20 protein-coding genes are annotated in these 19,853 nt (G+C 62.5%); 6 read left to right on the top strand and 14 right to left on the bottom strand.

The window, feature by feature from the left end:
* Nucleotides 1-54: 54 nt before the first annotated feature.
* Genes GGR45_RS02255 through GGR45_RS19785 form a run of 3 tightly spaced genes read left to right on the top strand, consistent with a single transcriptional unit; the run spans nucleotide 55 to nucleotide 2,951 of the window.
* A complete protein-coding gene (locus GGR45_RS02255; protein WP_013041699.1) occupies nucleotides 55-708 on the top strand; it encodes a TetR/AcrR family transcriptional regulator in 654 nt (217 codons plus the stop codon).
* A 3-nt stretch (nucleotides 709-711) separates the two neighbouring features.
* Nucleotides 712-1,899 carry a TetR/AcrR family transcriptional regulator C-terminal domain-containing protein gene (locus GGR45_RS02250; RefSeq protein WP_148225641.1) on the top strand — a complete coding sequence of 396 codons (1,188 nt, stop codon included), beginning with the start codon at nucleotides 712-714 and terminating at the stop codon, nucleotides 1,897-1,899.
* Nucleotides 1,896-2,951: a TetR/AcrR family transcriptional regulator C-terminal domain-containing protein gene (locus tag GGR45_RS19785; protein WP_013041697.1), complete on the top strand. Its 1,056-nt coding sequence runs from the start codon at nucleotides 1,896-1,898 to the stop codon at nucleotides 2,949-2,951. The genes GGR45_RS02250 and GGR45_RS19785 overlap by 4 nt, the downstream gene beginning before the upstream one ends.
* Before the next feature lie 170 nt (nucleotides 2,952-3,121).
* Here GGR45_RS19785 and GGR45_RS02240 read toward each other — a convergent pair whose 3' ends face one another.
* Nucleotides 3,122-3,721 (bottom strand): CerR family C-terminal domain-containing protein, encoded by a 600-nt coding sequence (locus GGR45_RS02240; protein ID WP_161601894.1) that lies wholly within the window; start codon nucleotides 3,719-3,721, stop codon nucleotides 3,122-3,124.
* Nucleotides 3,722-4,012: 291 nt separating this feature from the next.
* On the opposite strand from GGR45_RS02240, the gene GGR45_RS02235 reads away from it, so the two are divergent.
* Nucleotides 4,013-4,657 (top strand): TetR/AcrR family transcriptional regulator C-terminal domain-containing protein, encoded by a 645-nt coding sequence (locus tag GGR45_RS02235; protein WP_013041695.1) that lies wholly within the window; start codon nucleotides 4,013-4,015, stop codon nucleotides 4,655-4,657.
* Between the two features lie 61 nt (nucleotides 4,658-4,718).
* On the opposite strand, the gene GGR45_RS02230 is transcribed toward GGR45_RS02235, so the two are convergent.
* The 3 genes from GGR45_RS02230 to GGR45_RS02220 all read right to left on the bottom strand — a co-directional run bounded on the left by GGR45_RS02230 (nucleotide 4,719) and on the right by GGR45_RS02220 (nucleotide 8,764).
* On the bottom strand, nucleotides 4,719-5,498 hold the full coding sequence (locus GGR45_RS02230) for a 3-hydroxybutyrate dehydrogenase (protein WP_013039124.1): 780 nt from the start codon (nucleotides 5,496-5,498) through the stop codon (nucleotides 4,719-4,721).
* On the bottom strand, nucleotides 5,495-7,921 hold the full coding sequence (locus GGR45_RS02225; RefSeq protein WP_013039125.1) for an FAD-dependent oxidoreductase: 2,427 nt from the start codon (nucleotides 7,919-7,921) through the stop codon (nucleotides 5,495-5,497). Before GGR45_RS02225 ends, GGR45_RS02230 begins: the two co-directional genes overlap by 4 nt.
* A 90-nt stretch (nucleotides 7,922-8,011) precedes the next feature.
* Nucleotides 8,012-8,764, bottom strand: coding sequence for an acetoacetate decarboxylase (locus GGR45_RS02220; protein ID WP_013039126.1), 753 nt, complete (start codon nucleotides 8,762-8,764; stop codon nucleotides 8,012-8,014).
* 166 nt (nucleotides 8,765-8,930) lie between these two features.
* Here GGR45_RS02220 and GGR45_RS02215 point away from each other — a divergent pair, with 166 nt between their 5' ends.
* A complete protein-coding gene (locus GGR45_RS02215; RefSeq protein ID WP_013039127.1) occupies nucleotides 8,931-9,305 on the top strand; it encodes a phasin family protein in 375 nt (124 codons plus the stop codon).
* Nucleotides 9,306-10,169: 864 nt separating this feature from the next.
* Nucleotides 10,170-10,439: a helix-turn-helix transcriptional regulator gene (locus tag GGR45_RS02210; protein ID WP_013039129.1), complete on the top strand. Its 270-nt coding sequence runs from the start codon at nucleotides 10,170-10,172 to the stop codon at nucleotides 10,437-10,439.
* Here the strand turns inward: GGR45_RS02210 and GGR45_RS02205 are convergent.
* From GGR45_RS02205 to GGR45_RS02160, 10 genes are all read right to left on the bottom strand, one after another.
* Nucleotides 10,429-11,685, bottom strand: a complete 1,257-nt coding sequence (locus GGR45_RS02205) for a tyrosine-type recombinase/integrase (RefSeq protein WP_021223132.1) — start codon at nucleotides 11,683-11,685, stop codon at nucleotides 10,429-10,431. The two genes, GGR45_RS02210 and GGR45_RS02205, sit on opposite strands and share 11 nt — an antisense overlap.
* A gap of 318 nt (nucleotides 11,686-12,003) precedes the next feature.
* Nucleotides 12,004-13,557 (bottom strand): glutamine-hydrolyzing GMP synthase, encoded by a 1,554-nt coding sequence (gene guaA, locus GGR45_RS02200; RefSeq protein ID WP_175313936.1) that lies wholly within the window; start codon nucleotides 13,555-13,557, stop codon nucleotides 12,004-12,006.
* Between the two features lie 32 nt (nucleotides 13,558-13,589).
* The gene (locus GGR45_RS02195; protein WP_175313934.1) at nucleotides 13,590-13,985 is read right to left on the bottom strand and encodes a hypothetical protein; all 396 of its coding nucleotides are present in this window, start codon (nucleotides 13,983-13,985) and stop codon (nucleotides 13,590-13,592) included.
* A gap of 405 nt (nucleotides 13,986-14,390) precedes the next feature.
* Nucleotides 14,391-14,813 (bottom strand): 50S ribosomal protein L17, encoded by a 423-nt coding sequence (rplQ, locus tag GGR45_RS02190; RefSeq protein WP_175313933.1) that lies wholly within the window; start codon nucleotides 14,811-14,813, stop codon nucleotides 14,391-14,393.
* A gap of 245 nt (nucleotides 14,814-15,058) precedes the next feature.
* On the bottom strand, nucleotides 15,059-16,123 hold the full coding sequence (locus GGR45_RS02185) for a DNA-directed RNA polymerase subunit alpha (RefSeq protein ID WP_175313931.1): 1,065 nt from the start codon (nucleotides 16,121-16,123) through the stop codon (nucleotides 15,059-15,061).
* 88 nt (nucleotides 16,124-16,211) lie between these two features.
* On the bottom strand, nucleotides 16,212-16,601 hold the full coding sequence (gene rpsK, locus GGR45_RS02180; RefSeq protein WP_042486392.1) for a 30S ribosomal protein S11: 390 nt from the start codon (nucleotides 16,599-16,601) through the stop codon (nucleotides 16,212-16,214).
* A gap of 104 nt (nucleotides 16,602-16,705) precedes the next feature.
* On the bottom strand, nucleotides 16,706-17,074 hold the full coding sequence (gene rpsM / locus GGR45_RS02175; protein ID WP_175313929.1) for a 30S ribosomal protein S13: 369 nt from the start codon (nucleotides 17,072-17,074) through the stop codon (nucleotides 16,706-16,708).
* Between the two features lie 158 nt (nucleotides 17,075-17,232).
* On the bottom strand, nucleotides 17,233-17,481 hold the full coding sequence (locus tag GGR45_RS02170) for a hypothetical protein (RefSeq protein ID WP_175313927.1): 249 nt from the start codon (nucleotides 17,479-17,481) through the stop codon (nucleotides 17,233-17,235).
* Between the two features lie 168 nt (nucleotides 17,482-17,649).
* Nucleotides 17,650-19,005: a sensor histidine kinase gene (locus GGR45_RS02165; RefSeq protein ID WP_175313925.1), complete on the bottom strand. Its 1,356-nt coding sequence runs from the start codon at nucleotides 19,003-19,005 to the stop codon at nucleotides 17,650-17,652.
* Nucleotides 19,002-19,694 (bottom strand): response regulator transcription factor, encoded by a 693-nt coding sequence (locus GGR45_RS02160; protein WP_175313923.1) that lies wholly within the window; start codon nucleotides 19,692-19,694, stop codon nucleotides 19,002-19,004. The genes GGR45_RS02165 and GGR45_RS02160 overlap by 4 nt, the downstream gene beginning before the upstream one ends.
* Nucleotides 19,695-19,853: the final 159 nt, after the last annotated feature.

Genomic DNA, 19,853 nt, shown 5'->3' with positions numbered 1-19,853 from the left:
CTGGTAAGGTAACGTACATTACCAGTCAAGAGGGAAAAGCGAACGGAGTTGCCAATGGTTGCCGATAGCCGCGCGAAGCGCCCGTCCCAGGATAGCCGGCGAACCGCCATCCTCGAAGCAGCCGCGCAGGTCTTCTTTGAGCAGGGCTATGCGGCGACGAGCATCGACGCGATCATCGAGCGCATCGGGGGCTCAAAGCGCAACATCTACAATGAGTTCGGGAACAAAGAGGGCCTCTTTACTGCGCTCGTTTCTGAAAGCGCCGACACCGCGCTTTCTGCGCTGTCCGTCGGCGGATTCGAGGGCCGCAGCCTGAACGAGGTTCTGCTCGAATTCGGCCGGCGTTTGCTTGAAATCTACATGTCACCGGGCCTGATCGGGGTCTATCGCTCGATCATGCCTGAGGCGTTGCGCTTCCCTGAACTCGCCAAGGATTTCTTCGACAAGGGACCTGGCCGAGCTTCAGACCGCCTTGCGGAAGTCTTGGCAGAGGCAAGGGATCGCGGCGAAATCGATCTCGATGATTGTCACGCAGCGGCGGACCATTTCGTCGGCATGTTCCGTGACAATCTCCACCTGCGCGTGGTGCTCGGTCTGCGGCCTCCGCCGTCGCCGGCAGAGGCCGAAGCAGCGGTGACATCCGCCGTCGGGATCTTCCTGCACGGCATCTATGGCATTGATCGCGCCGGCCGGCCCAAAGGACGGTGAGCAATGGCTGCGGACTCGGAACAGCCGCCGGGCGATCATGTCGGTGCTCCATCCGACTCGGCCTCCGACCGCCATCGGCGTTGCTACCTTTGGTGTCGCAGTCCGGTCGCGAACGACAATGAGATCGCCGCACGCAATTCCTCTGAGAGTTTCGCAGCAGGCGATGAAGAGGAAGTCGAACGGGAAGAGACGTCTGTAAGGTCCAGCGAGCTGTCATCACTCGAATGGACAGTCTTAAAGCTCGCCCTGACCGACAACTTGGCAAGCATATTGGACGAATCCAGGCTGCGCAGGTGTCTTCGAATCCTCTTTGGGACCCGACAAGCCAATCGTCTGGCGGATCCGCGTCTTGAGGCTCTTCGTCGCTTCGTCGTCCTAAGGCACCTGCGAACACCCGATGATGCTGATGAATATGACCTGATCAGACGAGCAGGATTTGAAGCCGCCCAGATCGGCGAGATAGCGCGGCACGTCACGCCGCGCGCCACAAGGCGACACGGCATCTTCTCAAGACTGTCGGCGGCGCGCCCCTCTCTATACCGGAAGGAGCATGGCATGAACGGCGAAAGGACCGAGGACTCCCCAGGCGGAAGCGGACAGCAGGATGACATGCTGCATACGCTCAGCGCGAAGCTCGACGACTCGAGCGAGACGCTCAACGGCATCGACCCCGTCCTCAAACGTGGAGGGTATTCCAAGCAGGAAATCCTCTCGGCCTTCGGTAGCATCGACGATCTCCTCGTCACGATCGCGGAGCGCAAGGCAGCCTTGCTCTCCGATCCTCTCGTCAACTGCGGGCAGATCATCGACGTGGAATTTGCGCGTCGTGTCCTGACGAACTTTGGCATTTTGGCATGGAAAGAATATTCCACATCCATCATCGCTCTCGTGCGCTTGATGGTCGCTGAAGGGGCGCACAGCCCCGACCTGAGAAAGCGCGTCTACGAGGCCGGTCCGTCCTCAGTCGCTTTCGAACTCTGCCAGTTCTTCGCCAAGGCGCATAGAGCAGGCGTCCTCAACGTTCCGCAGGCCGGTCTGGCCGCCGAGCAATTGCTCGGCATGCTCAGAGAGCCGCTTTATGAGGCGCTTGTGCTGAATCCCGCCGCCGCCTCTGCATGCGACGGTTCCGGAGCGGTCGCAGCGAGCGTGGACCTCATTCTAGACGGCTGCAAGCGGAGGCGGGCGCCGTGATCCCAAGCGACGAAACCGCGCAGGTACGAGCCGCCCGATTTCGGCGCCGGGACCATCCTACCCTCCATCAGAAGGCGGTACCAGGCGTCCCCCGCGACCTTGCCAACAGCATCGACGAGAACGGCTCCCTCGTTACCGTTCCGCCCGTAGACTGGATCGTCTGCTTCGTTCCCGGGCTTCAGTCGCAGTGGTGGCACCGCTTCGTGCTCAGCAAACACAAGCACGTCTATGCAATGCGACCAACAAGCACCGGAAGCTGGCTCCTCGTTGAGCCGTGGTGGACGCGCATGATGGTGACAATTCTGCCGCCCGCAGACGCCGTCAAGTTCCTGCGCTGGGGCGGCACCGGCGACATTCTCAGGGTTCGTGAAGCGGTGCCCGGACACGCCAGCCAACTCCGCGGCTGGTCGAATTGCGCCGTTCTCACTGCATTCGTCCTCGGCCGCCGGAGCTGGACCTGGACACCCCACGGGCTCTTCCGCCGCCTGCTTAGAGAGACGTCAACCCGTCGCGAGAATGTCGAAGATCTCCTCGTCGAGCAATTCACGAGAGTCATCAGCCAGCATTCCGCCGACGCGCTCGCCGTGAGCGCGGATCAGCTATCGCTTCCTTTAGAGGAGCTTCTGACGATCATCGGGCGCAACCTGCTCGAGGCGATGATGACTCCCTCGCTTATCGAGGTCTGCTACACTGCCATCCTTGAGGCGGAGCGTTATCCCGCCGCTACACGAGTCTACGCGGAACACGGCCCCAAACGCGCAATCGCTGTCGTATCCAGGATTTTGGACAGGGCCGTCTGCGACGGCCACATTGATCTCGTCGACTGCGAAGCCGGCGCCCGGCGGTTCCTCGCGATGCTCCGTGGAGACGTCCATTTGCAAGCTGTCCTTCAGATCGGCCGGATTCCGACGCCTGCTGAACTCGATCTGAGGGCGCGCACGACTGTAAAGAGATTCGTCCGCGGCGCGCGCGATGATCGCGCGACAAGTCGTGACACGGACGGCAGAGAGCGAGGTGCAATGTCATGCAGGTCGGAACAAGATCGAGCGTGACCAAACTCATGAAGAGGCGCACACCTAATCCAACGCATCCATCAGCGCGCGGACGACCTCAGAACCATTCTGAAGGCGCGATCTATCTCGAGCATGACCGCTCTCCCGGCGAAGGCGGCGCAATCGACGGCCGGTTAAATGGAAGAATGGAAGCGGGCTCGTATAGCGATTTAAGCCAGCAGGGTTGCTCTACAAATCCGGCGCACAAATTGTTCGATAGCGTCCGCATTCTCCGACTTCGTCGGATCGAGGCCGGTCATACGCTGCAGCATCTCAGGTGCCGTACGGAACATCCGCACCTGGCTGAGGATTGTAAAGGCCTTTAGGCGAATTTCGGTGCTGCTCCATAGCCCCCGGCCGAGCTGCGCCATTACGTCAATCAGCCGGTCGCCCACACGCTCCAATACGGCGGAGTAGAGAATATCGAACGCATCCGTCGGCTCCAGTTGTTCGCGCAAAATGAATCTCGCCCACGGCGCACTTTGGTCATCCAGCATCAGATGAAGGAGATCGACGACGAGTTCATCGATCTTCTCGATAGCTGCCTCTCCGTCCAGTTCGCCGTCCAGGCTTGCCCTCTCTAGGGTTGGAGCAAGCACACGCTCACAGCGCTCTGCAATGTGATAGGCCGCAGCGAGGTAGATGCCTTCCTTTCCGCCATAGTGATAGGTAATCGACGACATCGCAGTTCCGGCAGCCGCCGCGATCGCTCGCGTACTAGCACCGCAAATCCCGTGCCGTCCGAACTGATCAATTGCTGCATCCAGCACGCGATCACCACATGAAGGCGTCAACCCACGCTTCGGCATAGCCAGTCCAATAAACCTGGAAACCGATAAGCTCAATCTCGCGCGCGCCCCCGTCGCGCGGGAAATTTCGACGTGCGCCCGCCAGCACGGCAAGCTGGCACGAAACGAAATGTGCATCCCGCCGCTCGCTTCATATTGACCGAGTGTTCCGCTATGGAACCCACTACGCTGTCAACCGAACCGTTCGGTATGACACGAATCCCAGAGCCAGTGGCTTGGAGCGGAGCTATGTCGGGCAGAGAAAACGCAGGAATGACGATGGCGAGCCAGCAATCCAGCGATAAACGCACGCACATTCTCAATGTCGCGGGAAGATTGTTTCTCGAGAACGGTTTCGCTGGTACATCGATGGGCGATATCGCGAAAGCAGGGGCCGGCTCGAAAGGCACGCTCTACACCTACTTCGATAGCAAGGAGCAGATGTTCGACGAGTTCATGCACTCGGAAATCGAGGCGCGGGCGAACCTCGTCTTTGAGCTGCCAGAACATACCGAAAATCCGGCCGCGGCTCTACGCGAGCTAGGTGTCAGATATTTGAAGCTGACCACTCATCCGACCGTCTCGGCGATCCTGCGCCTAGTCATCGCAGAGGCAAGCCGGTTCCCGAAGATTGGAAAGCTATTCTACGATGGCGGCCCGAAGGCCGCACACGATAAGCTCACAGCTTTCCTGCATCGTTGCGTCGAGCAAGGTCACTTCGCGATTCCAGATGTCTCACTCGCAGCGTCTCAGTTCGTTCGCCTTTGCCAGGCGGATATCTGGCTCGAGTTTCTGCTCTGTGTCCGCGAGGCCCCGGATAGCGGCGAAATCAACTACTTGGTCGACTCAGCAGTTGAGGCGTTCGCGGCCGCTTACGGCCGGAGATCAGGAGCATCCGCGCCGCAGTCGCATCAATAGGCATCACCTAGCGTCGTGCAGCGATCGACACCCGGAGACCGGCTGAGGCATCGGAAGAACCTTATTGCATGAACCAACCGTGGCTGACGACGATGGACTGACCCGTCAGCGCGTTGCTCGGGAACCCCGCGAGGAACACCGCGGTGCGGGCGACGTCTTCGACGGTCGTGAACTCGCCATCCACAGTCTCCTTGAGCATCACCTTCTTGATCACGTCTTCCTCGCTGATCCCCAGCTCCCGTGCCTGCTCCGGGATCTGCTTTTCGACTAGGGGCGTGCGGACAAAGCCGGGGCATATCACGTTCGCGCGGACACCGTGCGCCGCGCCCTCCTTCGCAACGACCTTCGCCAGCCCGATGAGTCCATGCTTCGCCGTCACATAGGGCGCTTTCAGTACGGACGCTTCCTTGGAATGGACGGAGCCCATGTAAATGACACTGCCGCCGCCCTGGGCGTACATGTGCTTGAGGCACGCCCGCGTCGTCAGGAATGCGCCGTCGAGATGGATCGCGAGCAGCCGTTTCCAGTCCGAAAATTTGAACTCATCCAGCGGTGCGACGATCTGGATTCCTGCGTTCGAAACCAGAATGTCAACGCAGCCAAAGCGCTTTATGACGGCCTCGACGCCAGCTTCCACTTGGCGCTCGTCGGCGACATCCATCGCGACGGCCATCGCTGCCTCACCTTTGGGATCGAGCACCGCCGCCGCAGCTTCGGCCTTCTCGAGCTGGAGATCGGCGATCACGACCTTCGCCCCGTGGCGCACGAACTCGAGCGCGATGTCATTGCCGATTCCGCTTGCCGCACCTGTAATGACCGCGACCTTGCCTGACAGCATCATGGAGACTCCTTTTTGCTTTTCCGTTTCCGCGGGGTGCCAAGAACTGGCGCAGCCTGCGCAATCGTCTGGAGAACCGCGTCGGCGCCCGAGAGCGATCGGCCGGCTGCCGTGCCTGCTGCCGCTTCGGCGTGCTTGATTTCTTCGAGCGCGGAACTGGCTTTGGGCGTGGCTGACACGCCCGCCTTGCTGGTTTTGACCAGCGTCTGCTTTACTAAATCATAGCCTTCGGCTTGCAGCCGTCGGATCGATTCGTCCGAGAAGTCATAGTCGCGAGATGACGCTTCGCCCGGTCTGCGAGGGCGTTGGAACCGCGTGATCTCGTTGGTGAAGCCGTCGCCCATCAACTGAATGAAGCGGGGATGCCGCATAATCTTCGCGCGCTCGACCTGATCGATGCCCGACAGAATAATGTTGATCATGCTGCGGTACGCGTCGGTCATTTCGCGAATGCGGAGATCGCTGCGCACACGTTCGGAATAGACGACCTCGTCGCGCCGCGCGAGAACCTCGATCATGTTGGTCGGAAGCGGCGCGTCGCCCGCGAAGAGATCGACGATATAGATCCGCTTCCCGTCCGGGCCGCACCGATCGAGCACCAGATCCAGCGGCGAGTTGCTGACGATACCACCATCCCAATAGGCCGTGCCGTCCACCACCGTCCAGGAGAAGCCCGGCGGCAAGCTTCCGCTCGCCAGAACATGATCCGGCGTCAGATCGTCGATGTAGCTGTCGAAGACTTCCAACTGCGCGGTTGTCACGTTGACCGCGCCCACCAGCAGTCTGACCGGGCTGCTCTTGAGGCTCGAGAAATCGACATACTGCGCAATGAGCCTCCGCATAGGCGACGTGTCGTAATAGCCGGTCCACGGGGCCAGGAAATCGAAGGGCGGCATCCAGCGGGGCTTGAAAAACTTTGGCACGCCAAAGGCCAGGATCTGAGCCCCGACGGCGGCGCGACGCATTTCCGCAAATGGCAACGGCGGCGCGACGACTGTAAGGTCATTCCAGAATGATTGGAGCGCTTCGGTGGAGTGGCGGGGATTTCCGGCGATGATGGCGCCATTTAACGCGCCGATCGACACGCCCGCGACAATATCTGGGAAGATATGCTCTTCCTCCAGCGCGTGAACGACGCCGCACTCGAACGCACCAAGCGCGCCTCCGCCCTGCAAGACGAGCACCTTCTGCGCGGGAATGGTTTCGAGCAGGTATGCCGGATCGCCGAGTTGGTCCCGATATCGCTCAAGGTTGACCCGGTATCGGATCAGCCCCTCGGCTACCCGGATCTCGCTTGACGGGCGGCCCATGGAGAAGGCGGCCTGCGGAACGTCGTCGCGCAGATAAAAGAGCGCATAGGAACCATCCTTCAGGTCGCCTCGACTGATCCAATCCTCGGCGTTCTCCGGAATGCCAAGCATGTCGAAGCCCAACTCGCCCATTTCGCAATAGAAGTAGGAAACTTCATCGTACCGGAGCCGACGTCCGATCATATTCCGGGCGGCAAGGCGCCCCTGGCGAACAGCATTGTCCCAATGCTCAATATGGCGCCTACGCCGAAACACTGGATCGTAGAAGGACGTAACGTCGCCTGCCGCAAAGACATCCTCGGTGTTCGTGCGCAGTCTGTCGTCAACGGCGACGAAGCCATGCTCAAGCAGAATACCGCTACCATCGAGAAAACTGGTGGCCGGCATGACTCCGACGCTGACGATCACCATGTCGCACGGGATTTCGCGCCCTTTTTGCGTGCGGACCCCCGCCACGTGGCCGTCCCCGATCACCTCGACCGCCGTGTCGTCGAGCAGGATCGTCGCCCCTTTCCCTTCAGCATATCCCTGGAAGAAGGTCGAGATCGCCGGCGCTTCCAGATGCGGCAACACCCGCGTGGCGATGTCGAGCATCGTCACCTCCAGGCCCAACTCGATCAGCGAGAGCGCGATTTCCATGCCGAGGAAACTCGCACCGAGTACCACCACCTTACGGCCTGGCTGAGCCGCTTTCCGCACGACGTCGCAATCGACTTTGCGCCGAAGGTAGAAGACCCCCTCCTTATCCGCGCCCGACACGTCAAGGCGACGCGGGGCGGCGCCCGTGGCGATCAGCAGTTTGCCATACTCGAATGAGTCGCCGTCGTCTGTCCGAACCGTCCGTGACGCCGGATCGACGGCTGTCACCTCGGCGCCGAGGACGAGGCTTATGTTCTGCTGGCGATAGTAGTCGACAGGATGGACGAGGATATCGACGTCCGTCGACGTTCCGATAAGATATTGCTTCGACAGTCTGGGACGATGATATGGCGGGAATTCCTCAGCCGAGAGGATGCCGATCGTGCCAATGGCGCCCTCGCGCCGCAACGTCTCCGCCGCTGTCGCGCTGGCCAAACCGCCGCCCAGCAGCAGGAAATCGAATCTCTCACTTGCCACGGCGCGCGGCCTCGCCTCGAAAGCGCGGTCGCCGCTGGATGTCCGGGACTGAGGCGGCGTCTCGACGCTGCGTGCGCGATTGGCACCGGATCATACCCGCGGATCATCCTTCAGATAGTCATGGACGACCTCACCCAATCCCAGCGTGAGATCCGCGATGAAATGGGTTGCCGCGACAATCTCGCGCACTGGCAGCCTTGCGACGTCGGCGAGAGCGTGCGGGTAGAGATCGAGCGCGGCGGGGCCGCCCCACGCGCCCTTCAGGTCGATATCCTCAAGATGATAGCGCACCAGTTCACAGATGCGCGGCGTGCAATCGACGTGAGGGATCACCTTGAGCATGAAGTTGGGCTGCCGCATGGCCGCAAGGATCGGTTCATGATCGAGAATGACGTGCTTGTAGCCCATCGTGCCCAGGGCGCAGAGCGCGCTTCCATAGTGAAGCTTGCCAACGATCACGTCCGATTCATGGGCGATTGAAGGCGTGGCGAGCTTCTTCGGAAAGCCCCAGATTTCTCGCCCTCCGGCGATAGGCGCATCGTCGTCCAGATACATGGAGTGGACATAGCCCCCCGGCACGCCGTTGAAGCGCACCGGGATAACCTGCCCGGTCTCCGTATAGTCGCCGAACCCAGTCGAGTCCGGCATCCTGATGAACTCATAGTTCACAACCGGCTCGTCTATTTCGAGCGGTGCCGGAACCACTTCCCGCAACGCTTCTGGGTCGGTTCGGTATTTGATGACGATGTATTCGCGGTTGTAGAACCGATAGGGCGGGCGCGGGAACGCCGGGTTACATACAGGCATCGCAAACGCCCGCGACCTCACCTCATCAAAATCCATGGACAGTTCTCCTATTGAAACTGACCTGTGGCCCACATTCTGAGCTGCTTCTGCCGTCTACCGACTACTCCCCGAGATGCCCTAGAGTCAACCGAACGGTTCGGTTGACTCTAGTCGGTTGAAGGTCTACTGACATGGCCGAAACCGAAGCGACGTAGGACGAGTCATGACCGCGAACGACAGCCCTCCTGATAGCGACGTTGGCGCGCGGACGCTGGCCGCCGCGAACCTCGATCGGATGCACCAAGTCCTCGACGTGGCCATGAAGTCGGGACAGTCGTCCCTGAGTGCCGCGCGCGCAAACGGCGTGCGAGCGAGCAAGCTGGCGGTGGAAACGACTACGAAAACCATCGCCTACTCGCAGGCGACCGCCGCAGCGAGCACCGAGCATCTGACGCGCCTGATGCAGGTTCGAGATTTCAAAGAGGCGGCAGATCTTCAGGCGGAGTTCGTCCGCTCACGCCTTGCCGCGTTCCAGGACTATCTCAGGGACATCAGCAAGACGGCAGAGACCGCGCTGTTGGACCCAACCTCGGAATAGGACAGCCAGCTCGGACGCGGAGCCTTCGGGTCGCACCCTTTCCATCGCCTGAGCAGATATAAGATCGCTCGATACCAAACGGGGACCGGAGGGGCGCGAGAAGGGCCATACAATGCATGTGTGCGTCGGCCACACTCAGCGCCCGATCGCTGCGAAACGTGCTTTCCTCGTCAAAGCTATGCGCTGCTGGTGTTTAGCACGGCGGGAAACCCGGCTGGTCCAACCGCACCTCGCCCGATTACTCGCACCATGCGCCTGCGAAGTCCTCGCACCCGTCCTCGACGCGTTGTTTTCAAGCTTCGAGGCGTGCCTTGGACGTCCGGTTGTCGCAGGTCACCACCATCCTCTAGCTCGAGACGAGCTTGACCTTCTCGCGCTACTGACTCGGCCCGCCTCAGCGGACAGTCGGTTTCCGCAGTCGCCGCTCAAAACGGTCCTGCGCGTGGCACTGTGCTCCACTCGCATCATGGTTGCCTTGACCCTGCAAGAGATTGGACAACGGTAGCCGGCGCCGCCGGACATGCGCCCACGCCCGTCGTCGCGTGGCGTCCAGAGCTACGCAGCCCTTCTGCTAAAGCCGGTTCTGAGCGATGGTGCGGGCGGTCGGACTCGAACCGACATGGATTGCTCCGGCGGATTATGAAGTGAATCGTGCGTTCGACCAGGCTAAATTTCTACGGGCGGCGGCTTTTCAAACAGGGGCGAAGGCTTAGGGGTTGCTCTTAGGCGACACCTGCTCGCTGGGACTACCCGTCCGATGTGTACGCTATGCCCCGATATTACCGCACACGTTTACGCGCGGGCTTCAAAGTGGGCGATCTATCGTCTTCTATCTTCACAAAAGTAAAAACGTGGAGATAGAGTATGAGTGCTGCGCCCCATGTCGCCCGCAGGACAATTCGCCGGCAGCAGTTGCGAGAGATCGTGCCGCTTGCCGACAGCACGATCTACGACATGGAGCAGCGAGGAGAATTCCCGCAGCGCTTCTATCTTACCTCGCGCTGCGTCGTCTGGGACTTGGCAGAGGTCGAAGCCTGGCTCGACGCTCGACGCCATGCCTCTCGGGCTAGCACCGTTAAGCGCGCTCCCAGTCCCGATGTGAGATTGCGTCGTTCTCGGCCGGTCAAACACTAGGCTCGAGCTCAAGCAGCTCCATCGTGGCCGGGAGTAAGGTCGGCACATACTTCCGACCCACGACCCATGCGTCTACCAGATTGGACCACTCCTGCATCATGTGCCGGCGTTGATGCTCATACTCCGCCTTGTTGTAGACACCGCGCGAGGACCGTCCGTCCTCATGCGCCAGGCATTTCTCGATCCAGTCACTGTTGAAACCGAGCTCATTCAATAAGGTCGAGCCGGTGCGTCGAAGATCGTGAACAGTGAAGGGTTCGAGTGGCAGCCCCTCCTTCTTCGCCCTAACAACCACCGCAGTCGTAATCCGATTGAACGTCGCCCGCGACATCGGCGCGTCAGCGTCATATCTCGACGGGAGGACATAGCGCGAATTGCCCGCGCAGGTTTTCAGCGCGATGAAGATGTCGACGGCCTGCTGTGACAGGTAGACGTTGTGTGCCTTCGACCGCTTCATTCTTTCCTTGGGTATCGACCAGACGGCGTTCTCGAAATCGACCTCATCCCAAGTGGCATCCTGGAGCTCGCTCTTCCTGACCATCGTCAAGAGGAAGAGTTTCATTCCCAACCGTATGGTCGGCAGCGTCGGCACATGCTCAAGCTGACCGAGCATGACGCGGATCTCCGCCGGTGATAGCGACCGATCCTTTGGTACGAAGGTCGCGATGGACGCGGGCCCAACTTCATCCGCCGGGTTGGCGACCTTCTCACCATGCAAGACCGCGAATGCAAAGATCAGCTTCACGATATCGCGCACATGGACGGCCGTAGCCGGAGCGCCGCGATCCTTCACCTTCCCACACATCATACGGAGATCGTCGGGCGTGATCTCCGTCAGGAGCCTGTTTCGGAATATCGGCAGGATGTCGCGCTCGTAGATGGAGCGCCGCATAGCCCGCGTGCTATCGGCCATACGCGACTCTTGGAACCACTTTTCGCCGAACTCGCCGAACCGCTTCGCCTCTTTCAGTCGACGCTTGTCATGCTGCTTCTCTTGAGCAGGCGACCGTCCCTCTGAAATGGTCCGCTTCGCATCGATCAGCTTCTCGCGCGCCCTGGCAAGCGAGAGGCCGTCAGGGCCGTATCGACCGAGCGTCAGCGTCTCGCGCCGGCCGTTGAGTCGATAGTCGTACCGGAACACGATCGCACCTGATGGCTGGACCACGACGTACATACCGTCACGGTCGCTTACCTTGTACAATTTCTTCTGTGGTTTCAGTGCCTTAATTGCTGTGTCAGTAAGCATTGATGCCTCCAATTCTGTTCAAAAACAGCAGAGAGGCGCCAATTATACCGTCAGGCCGAAACAGGGGACGCTGAACGCGCTTTTCCCTCGTGTTTCTAGCTATTTACGGCCAAAAACTATACCGTCAGCAGCTCTCTTAGCTGTGACGGTATAGAGAAATCCGGCATCGAACAAGTTTCCCTATGCCGTCCGCTATACCGTCAAGCCGAGGCACTGCTGCTCGATAGATGATGATAGACGACGCAGTATTTATTGATATTATTCAGCGAGTTAGGTAGCGCCATGGCGTACAGACGGATACCACCGGATGGGTAAAAATCATTCCCACTCGATCGTGCCGGGCGGCTTGCTGGTATAATCGTACACCACGCGGTTGATGCCCTTCACCTCGTTGATGATCCGGGTCGTTACGCGCGGCAGGAAATCACCTGGGAAGTCGAACGCCTGCGCCGTCATCCCGTCGACCGAGGTCACCGCGCGCAGTGCCAGCACCGAGTCGTAGGTGCGGCCATCGCCCATCACGCCGACCGAGCGCACCGGCAGCAGCACCGCGAACGCCTGCCAGATCGCGTCGTACAGACCCGCCTTGCGGATTTCCTCAAGATAGATGGCGTCCGCCTTGCGCAGGATATCGCAACGCTCGCGCGTCACCTCGCCGGGGATGCGGATCGCCAGGCCGGGTCCGGGGAAAGGATGGCGGCCGACGAACACGTCCGGCAGGCCCAGCTCGCGGCCAAGCACGCGAACCTCGTCCTTGAACAGCTCGCGCAGCGGCTCGACCAGCTTCATGTTCATGCGCTCAGGCAGGCCGCCGACATTGTGGTGGCTCTTGATCGTCACCGACGGACCGCCCGTGAAGCTGACGCTTTCGATCACGTCCGGATAGAGCGTCCCCTGCGCCAGGAATTCGGCACCGCCGATCTTCTTGGCCTCGGCCTCGAACACGTCGATGAAGGTCTTGCCGATGAACTTGCGCTTGGCCTCGGGGTCGGTGACGCCCGCCAGGCCGTCCATGAACAGGTCCTGGGCGTCCACATGGACGAGCGGGATGTTGTAATGGCCGCGGAACAGGCTGACGACCTGTTCGGCCTCGCCCTGGCGCAGGATGCCGCCATCGACGAACACACAGGTCAGCTGGTCGCCGATCGCCTCGTGAATCAGCAGCGCCGCGACCGACGAGTCGACCCCGCCCGACAGACCGCAGATCACCCGCCCGTCGCCCACCTGCTCGCGGATCTCGGCGATCTTGGCAGCACGGAACTCGGCCATGGTCCAGTCGCCGGTCAGCCCCGCGACATGGCGCACGAAATTGGCGATCAGCTTGGCGCCGTCCGGCGTGTGCACGACCTCCGGGTGAAACTGCATCGCGTAGATGCGGCGCTCGTCATTGGCGATGATCGCATAAGGCGCGCCCGGGCTGGTCGCGACGACGCGGAAGCCGGGGGCCAGCGCGGTCACCTTGTCACCATGGCTCATCCACACCTGATGGCGCTCACCCCTCGCCCACAGGCCGTCGAACAGCGTGCATTCGTCCTCGACGGTGATGAACGCCTCGCCGAACTCGCCGCTGTCGCCCTTTTCGACCTTGCCGCCGAGCTGCTCGGTCAGCGCCTGCTGGCCATAGCATATGCCCAGCATCGGCAGGCCGCTGTCGAGGATGGCCTGCGGAATGCGCGGGCTATTCTCGTCGACGACCGAGGCGGGACCACCCGACAGGATGACGGCAGCGGGCTTGATCCGCGCGAACGCCTCACCGGCGGATTGGAAGGGCACGATCTCGCTATAGACCCCCGCCTCGCGCACGCGGCGTGCGATAAGCTGGGTGACCTGGCTGCCGAAATCGACGATGAGGATGCTGTCGGGGTGCTCCATGGCGGTCCGATAGCGATGTCCTGTCAGAAAAGCTACCGGGGTGCGCGCGTTTCGGGCGGGTCGATCGCGACCATGCGGACCGCCTGCGCATCGACCCGGCAGCGGAACGCGCGCAACTCGCCGGGATCGGCCTTTTTCGCGCGCAGCCGGATCGTCCCGCGCACCAGCAGCACATCCTTCAGCGGCTCGGCCGCCTCCACGGCTTCGAGGAGCGCATGGGGATATTGGCGCTGTGCCTCGTCCTCCGTCGCCAGCTTGCAAGCCCGGGTGGCGGCCTCCTCATCGATGTCCGCACGGAAGACTGCGGGCGTTTCGGTCCCGCGCACCGGGGCGAGCGGATCGGCGGCGCGCGGTGCGGGCGGTCTGGGACGGTTCGGGTCATAGCCTGCGGCCTGCAACCCCAGGGCGGCCCCGACGATCGCAGCCACACCGCCCGCGCTCGTCTTGGCCTGTTCGCGTGATAATGAAGCCAGGTGGCGCTGGGCTTGGCGACGCCCTTGTTCCAGTTGCGATCGGGCGTGGAACAACCCGACAGCGTCCCGATCGTCGCAAGGCTCAACGCAATGCAGGCTTTCCCCATGTTCCTCTCCCCCTGTTGGTAAGAGAAGAAACCACCCGGCTTGCAGAATGCTGAACGACAACACTTGGCACGCCCCTCCCGTAAACGGGAGGGGATGGGGGAGGGAAAGCCCCAAACGATGGTCTCGGTGAGGCGCCCTGCCCTCCCCACAACCCCCTCCCGCTTGCAGGAGGGGGAGCCCGGCGCATACGAAAAAGGGCCGCCCCATCGCTGGAGCGGCCCTTCCCTCGAAGGTCTTCGATGAAGCGCGCGATTAGGCGGCTTCGTCGAAATCTTCCTCGTTCATGACCGGACCCGAATCCTGGCCCTTCGCCGAGACGTCACGGTCGACGAACTCGATGATCGCCATCGGCGAGGCGTCCGACGCGCGGATGCCAGCCTTGATGATGCGGGTGTAACCACCGTTACGGTCGGCATAGCGCGACGCGAGAACGTCGAACAGCTTCACCAGCTGCGCGTCGTCGAGCAGGCGGGCATGGGCCAGACGGCGGTTCGAAAGACCGCCCTTCTTGGCCAGCGTCACCAGCTTTTCGACATAGGGACGCAGTTCCTTCGCCTTGGCGACGGTGGTGGTGATCTGCTCATGCTTGATGAGCGCGGCCGCCATGTTGCGGAAAAGCGCAATACGATGAGCCGAGGTACGCTGCAGCTTACGGCCGCCGACGCGATGACGCATGGGTAGTTCCTTCGTTCGTTAAGGGGCCGTTTGACGGTACCCCAGACCTGGTGACCGTCGAGGCCGTCACCTTCGCCTGTCTTGTACTTTCCGGCTCTCGCCGGGAAGCGGTTCAGCAAAGCTGCTGGAGGGACCGGACCGGATCTCGGCGAAGCCGCGATCCTGACGTCGAACGGGCCGCCCTAGGGCGACCCGCCGGCCGGGCTTTTGCCGTCGCGCGGATAGCATGGCTATCCGCGTGCGGCTCAGCCCATGATTTCCTGTTCCAGCTTCTTGGCCATTTCCTCGATATTCTCAGGCGGCCAGCCGGGGATTTCCATGCCCAGGCGCAGCCCCATGGACGACAGCACTTCCTTGATCTCGTTCAGCGACTTGCGGCCGAAATTGGGAGTGCGCAGCATCTCGGCTTCGGTCTTGCCGACCAGATCGCCGATATAGATGATGTTGTCGTTCTTCAGGCAGTTCGCCGAACGCACCGACAGTTCCAGCTCGTCGACCTTCTTGAGAAGGTAACGGTTGATCTGCTGCGCGTCGCTCTGCGGCTCGCCACCGGCGACCGGGATCGCCGCCTGGCCGACAGGGGCCGCGCGGGTGAGCGCCGAGTCGTCGAAGTGCACGAACAGCGCCAGCTGGTCCTGGAGGATGCGCGCAGCATAGGCCACGGCGTCTTCCGGGGTGACGGTGCCGTCGGTTTCGACCGAGAGCGTCAGCTTGTCATAGTCCAGGTCCTGACCGACGCGGGTCGGGTCGACCTTGTACGACACCTGGCGCACCGGCGAATACAGCGCGTCGACCGGGATCAGACCGATCGGCGCATCGGCCGGACGGTTGGACGCGGCGGGGACATAGCCCTTCCCGATGTCGGCGGTCAGTTCCATGTTGAACGTCGCGCCTTCGTCGAGATGGCAGATCACCAGGTCCTTGTTCATGACCTCGATGTCGCCCGAGACGGCGATGTCGCCGGCCTTGACGGTGGTGGGGCCGGTCGCCGACAGCTGGAGCCGCTTGGGGCCTTCGCCCTGCATACGGATGGCGAGCTGCTTGACGTTCAGGACGATGTCGGTGACGTCTTCACGCACACCGGCCAGCGACGAGAACTCGTGCAGCACGTTCTCGATCTTGATCGAGGTGACCGCCGCGCCCTGGAGCGACGACAGGAGAACGCGGCGAAGCGCGTTGCCCAGCGTCAGGCCGAAGCCACGCTCCAGCGGTTCGGCAACGAACGTCGCCTTCCGCTTGCCATCGCCGCCCTTCTTTTCGAGCGCGTTGGGCTTCTTCAGTTCCTGCCAGTTCTTTGCGTTGACAGACACGTGGTTCCCCTGAGTTATGGGCCGGAACGGGGACGGTTCCAGCCGTGGAGAGAGGCATGGCCGACTCGTCAGCCGGCCATGGGAAGCATCAGACGCGGCGACGCTTGGAAGGCCGCACGCCGTTGTGCGGGATCGAGGTCACGTCACGGATCGAGGAGATCTGGAAACCAACCGCCTGCAGCGCGCGCAGCGCCGACTCACGGCCCGAACCCGGACCCTTGACTTCGACTTCCAGGGTGCGGACGCCGTGCTCGGCGGCCTTCTTGCCCGCGTCTTCCGCTGCGACCTGCGCCGCATACGGGGTCGACTTGCGCGAGCCCTTGAAGCCCATCATGCCGGCCGACGACCACGAAATGGCGTTGCCCTGCGCGTCGGTGATGGTGATCATGGTGTTGTTGAAGCTGGCGTTCACATGCGCGACGCCGGCGGTGATGTTCTTGCGCTCGCGACGGCGAATGCGCTGCGGTTCACGTGCCATTGAATTCTATCCTGACCTGTATCTCTGATGCGAAGAGCGGGAAGCCGTCTGCCTCGCGCCGCCCTCCGGCGGAGAAGAATTGAATTTCGCCAGGGGCGAAAATCTTACTTCTTCTTGCCCGCGATCGGCTTTGCCTTGCCCTTGCGGGTGCGCGCATTGGTGTGCGTGCGCTGGCCGCGGACCGGCAGGCCCTTGCGGTGACGCAGGCCGCGATAGCAGGCCAGGTCCATCAGGCGCTTGATGTTCATCGCGGTTTCGCGACGGAGATCGCCTTCCACCGTGTGATCGGCGTCGATGGTCTCACGGATCTGGAGCACTTCCTGATCCGACAGGTCCTGAACGCGGCGGTCAGCGGCAATGTCCAGCTTGTCGGCGATCTGCTTCGCCTTGGCCGGGCCGATGCCGTGGATATAGGTCAGCGCGATCAGAACGCGCTTGTTGGTCGGGAGGTTAACACCCGCGATACGTGCCATGAAACTTGTTCTCCTAGCTCCACGAAGCATGGCATGGCCGCACATGCTCCATCTCAACGCGATGGTTCCGCCACGCGGAAGCGCGACGCACGCAAGTCGCGCGTCGTTCAACCGATGGTGTTGGAAGGACGGTCAGTTAGGCCCCGCGCAACACCGTGTCAAGCGATCGGTTCCACAAACTTCATCGCTTGAAGGCGCTTGAGCGTCAGCCAGCGGCGGAAGGACACGATCGCCCAGACGATCTCCACGACCCCGAAAGGCCATGCGCCCTGAAGAAAGCCATAGGCCGATCCCGCGACACACCCCAGGCAGAAGCCCAGCGTCCACCAGTGCGAACCCGATTCCATCGCATAGCAGACCAGGGTGAACGAGACGGCGATCAGACCGAACAGGGAAAGCGTGTCCATGCGGCGGGATGTAAAGCGCTGAGGCGGCGGGGCAAGTCCGATCCTCCCCGGCACGGGGAGGTGGCAGGCGCAGCCTGCCGGAGGGGGGGCTTACAGAAGCGGCGTATCTGGCCGCACACCCCCTCCACCACCGCTTCGCGGTGGTTCCCCTCCCCGTTTCGGGGAGGATCAGGGAATCACCAACCGCGCAACCAGCCCCGGCGCATTGTCGCCCAGCTCGAACCGCCCACCGTGCAGCCGTGCCACCGCCTCGATCAGGGCCATGCCCAGCCCCGCGCCCGGCGTCGTCCGCGCGGTGTCGAGCCGCCCGAAGCGCTTCAATGCCTGCGCTCGGTCCGCCTCGGCGATGCCGGGGCCGTGATCCTCGACCTGGAAGACGATGCCCTCCGTGCCTTCGCGCAGCCGCAACGTCACCTGTCCGCCCGACGCGCCATGTTTCAACGCGTTGTCGATCAGGTTGGACAGCGCCTGGCTCATCAGCTCGCGGTGCAGCGGCAACGGGGCGGGCCGCGCCTCCACCTCGATCAGGAAACGCAGGCCCGCTTCCTCGGCGACCGGCGCATAGAGTTCGCCGATCTCCTCGGCCAGCTCGACCGGCGAGGCCAGGGTGAAGCGGTCGCGCGTCACCGATTCGGATCGGCTGATCTCGATCACCATGGTCAGCATCCGCATGATGAGATCGGTTTCGACCAGCAGGCCGCCCAGCGCCGCCTCACGCTGCGCCGGATCGGCGATCAGCACCGCCTGTTCGGTCTTGGTGCGCAGGCGGGCCAGCGGCGAGCGCAGATCATGCGCCAGACTGTCGGTGACGACGCGCAGTTCGGCCATCAACTGCTCGATCTTGCCCAGCATCGCGTTCAGCCGTTCGGCCAGCCGGTCAAAGGCATCGCCCTCATCATCGCCCGCCCGCACCAGCGAGACGCGGCGCGACAGATCGCCCTCGCCCGCCGCGTCGATCACCGCGACGATGCTGTTGAGCCGCCCCGCGACATAGCGCGCGAGCACCAGACCGGTACCTGCCCCCAGCATCAGCGACAGGAACACCGCCAGCGCCAGCGCCCGCTCGATCGCGACCTGCTGCGCCTCGATCAGATCGAGCGGACGCCCGACCAACAACCAGTCGGTGCCGATCGGATGCAGCGTATACCCCGCCTCCCGCACGTTCCACACTCCGTCGCGCCCCAGCACCGCGATACGGAACGGCGTGTCGGCCAACGGCACCGCCAGATGCTCGGGCGCATAGCCCGCGATCCGGTGCCCCCGCGAATCGAAGATCGCCAGCACGAGCGACACGTCGCCCGGCTCGCGCGCCTGGGTAATCGCATCGGCCAAGGCGGGAAGCGCGCCGGTTCGCCACACCGCCCGGAGCGCATCGGCCTGCTCGACGATCTCGCGGTGGAGCGCCGCCACCGCATCGGCGCTGGTCTGCTTCCAGATGAAGCCGACCAGCGCCAGGTTCGATACCAGCGCGAGGATGATCGACAGAAGCGCGATCCGCGCCGAGATCGTCAGACGAGGCTTCACCCCTCCACGGCCAGCCGATAGCCTGCACCGCGCACGGTATGCAGGATCGGGGTGCCGAATCCTTCCTCGAGCTTACGCCGGAGCCGCCCGATATGGACGTCAACCACGTTCGAGCCGGGGTCGAAATGATAGTTCCAGATCTTCTCCAGCATCATGGTGCGGGTGACGACTTGGCCCGCATGACGTGCGAGGAATTCCAGCAGGTTGAACTCGCGCGCGCCGACCGGGATGATCTTGCCCGCGCGCGTCACGGTGCGCGCCAGCAGGTCGATCTCAAGGTCGCCGACGGAAAGCTTGGTACGGGTCGGCTCGGACGCGGCGCGGTCGGACCGGCGGACCAGAGCCTCGATCCGCGCGGACAGTTCGGCGAAGGAAAAGGGCTTGCACAGATAATCGTCCGCCCCCGCCTTCAGCCCGTCGACTCGGTCGTCGACCGTGGCCAGCGCCGACAGGATCAGCACCGGCGTCGAAATGCCTGCCGCGCGGATCGCGCTGACCATGGCCAGCCCGTCCAGACGCGGCAGCATCCGGTCGGCGATGATGAGGTCGAATATGCCCTCGCTCGCCAGGAACAGGCCATCGCGGCCGTCCCCACATTGCTCGACGGCATAGCCCGCCTCGGCCAGCCCCTTGGCCACATAGGCGGCGGTTGAGGCGTCATCTTCCACGATCAGGATCTTGCGGCTCATCGGCTCGTCTGCTCCGTCATTGGGCGACCTTCATTATAGCGGCGTCGGTCGGGATCGCGCGAGCCCGGTCCACCGCTGCCGCCGTCAAGGAAAGGCCGGCGGAAAGCATGTCTCCGCCGGCCTCGACGGCGCCCCCGGGAGTAACGGGCGCCGAGCTCT

Origin of the sequence: Sphingomonas zeae, assembly GCF_014197135.1 — a bacterium.
In the GTDB taxonomy this organism is placed as follows: domain Bacteria; phylum Pseudomonadota; class Alphaproteobacteria; order Sphingomonadales; family Sphingomonadaceae; genus Sphingomonas; species Sphingomonas zeae.
Note: the sequence above shows the minus strand (reverse complement) of the source record. Positions and strands in the feature narration are given on the sequence as shown.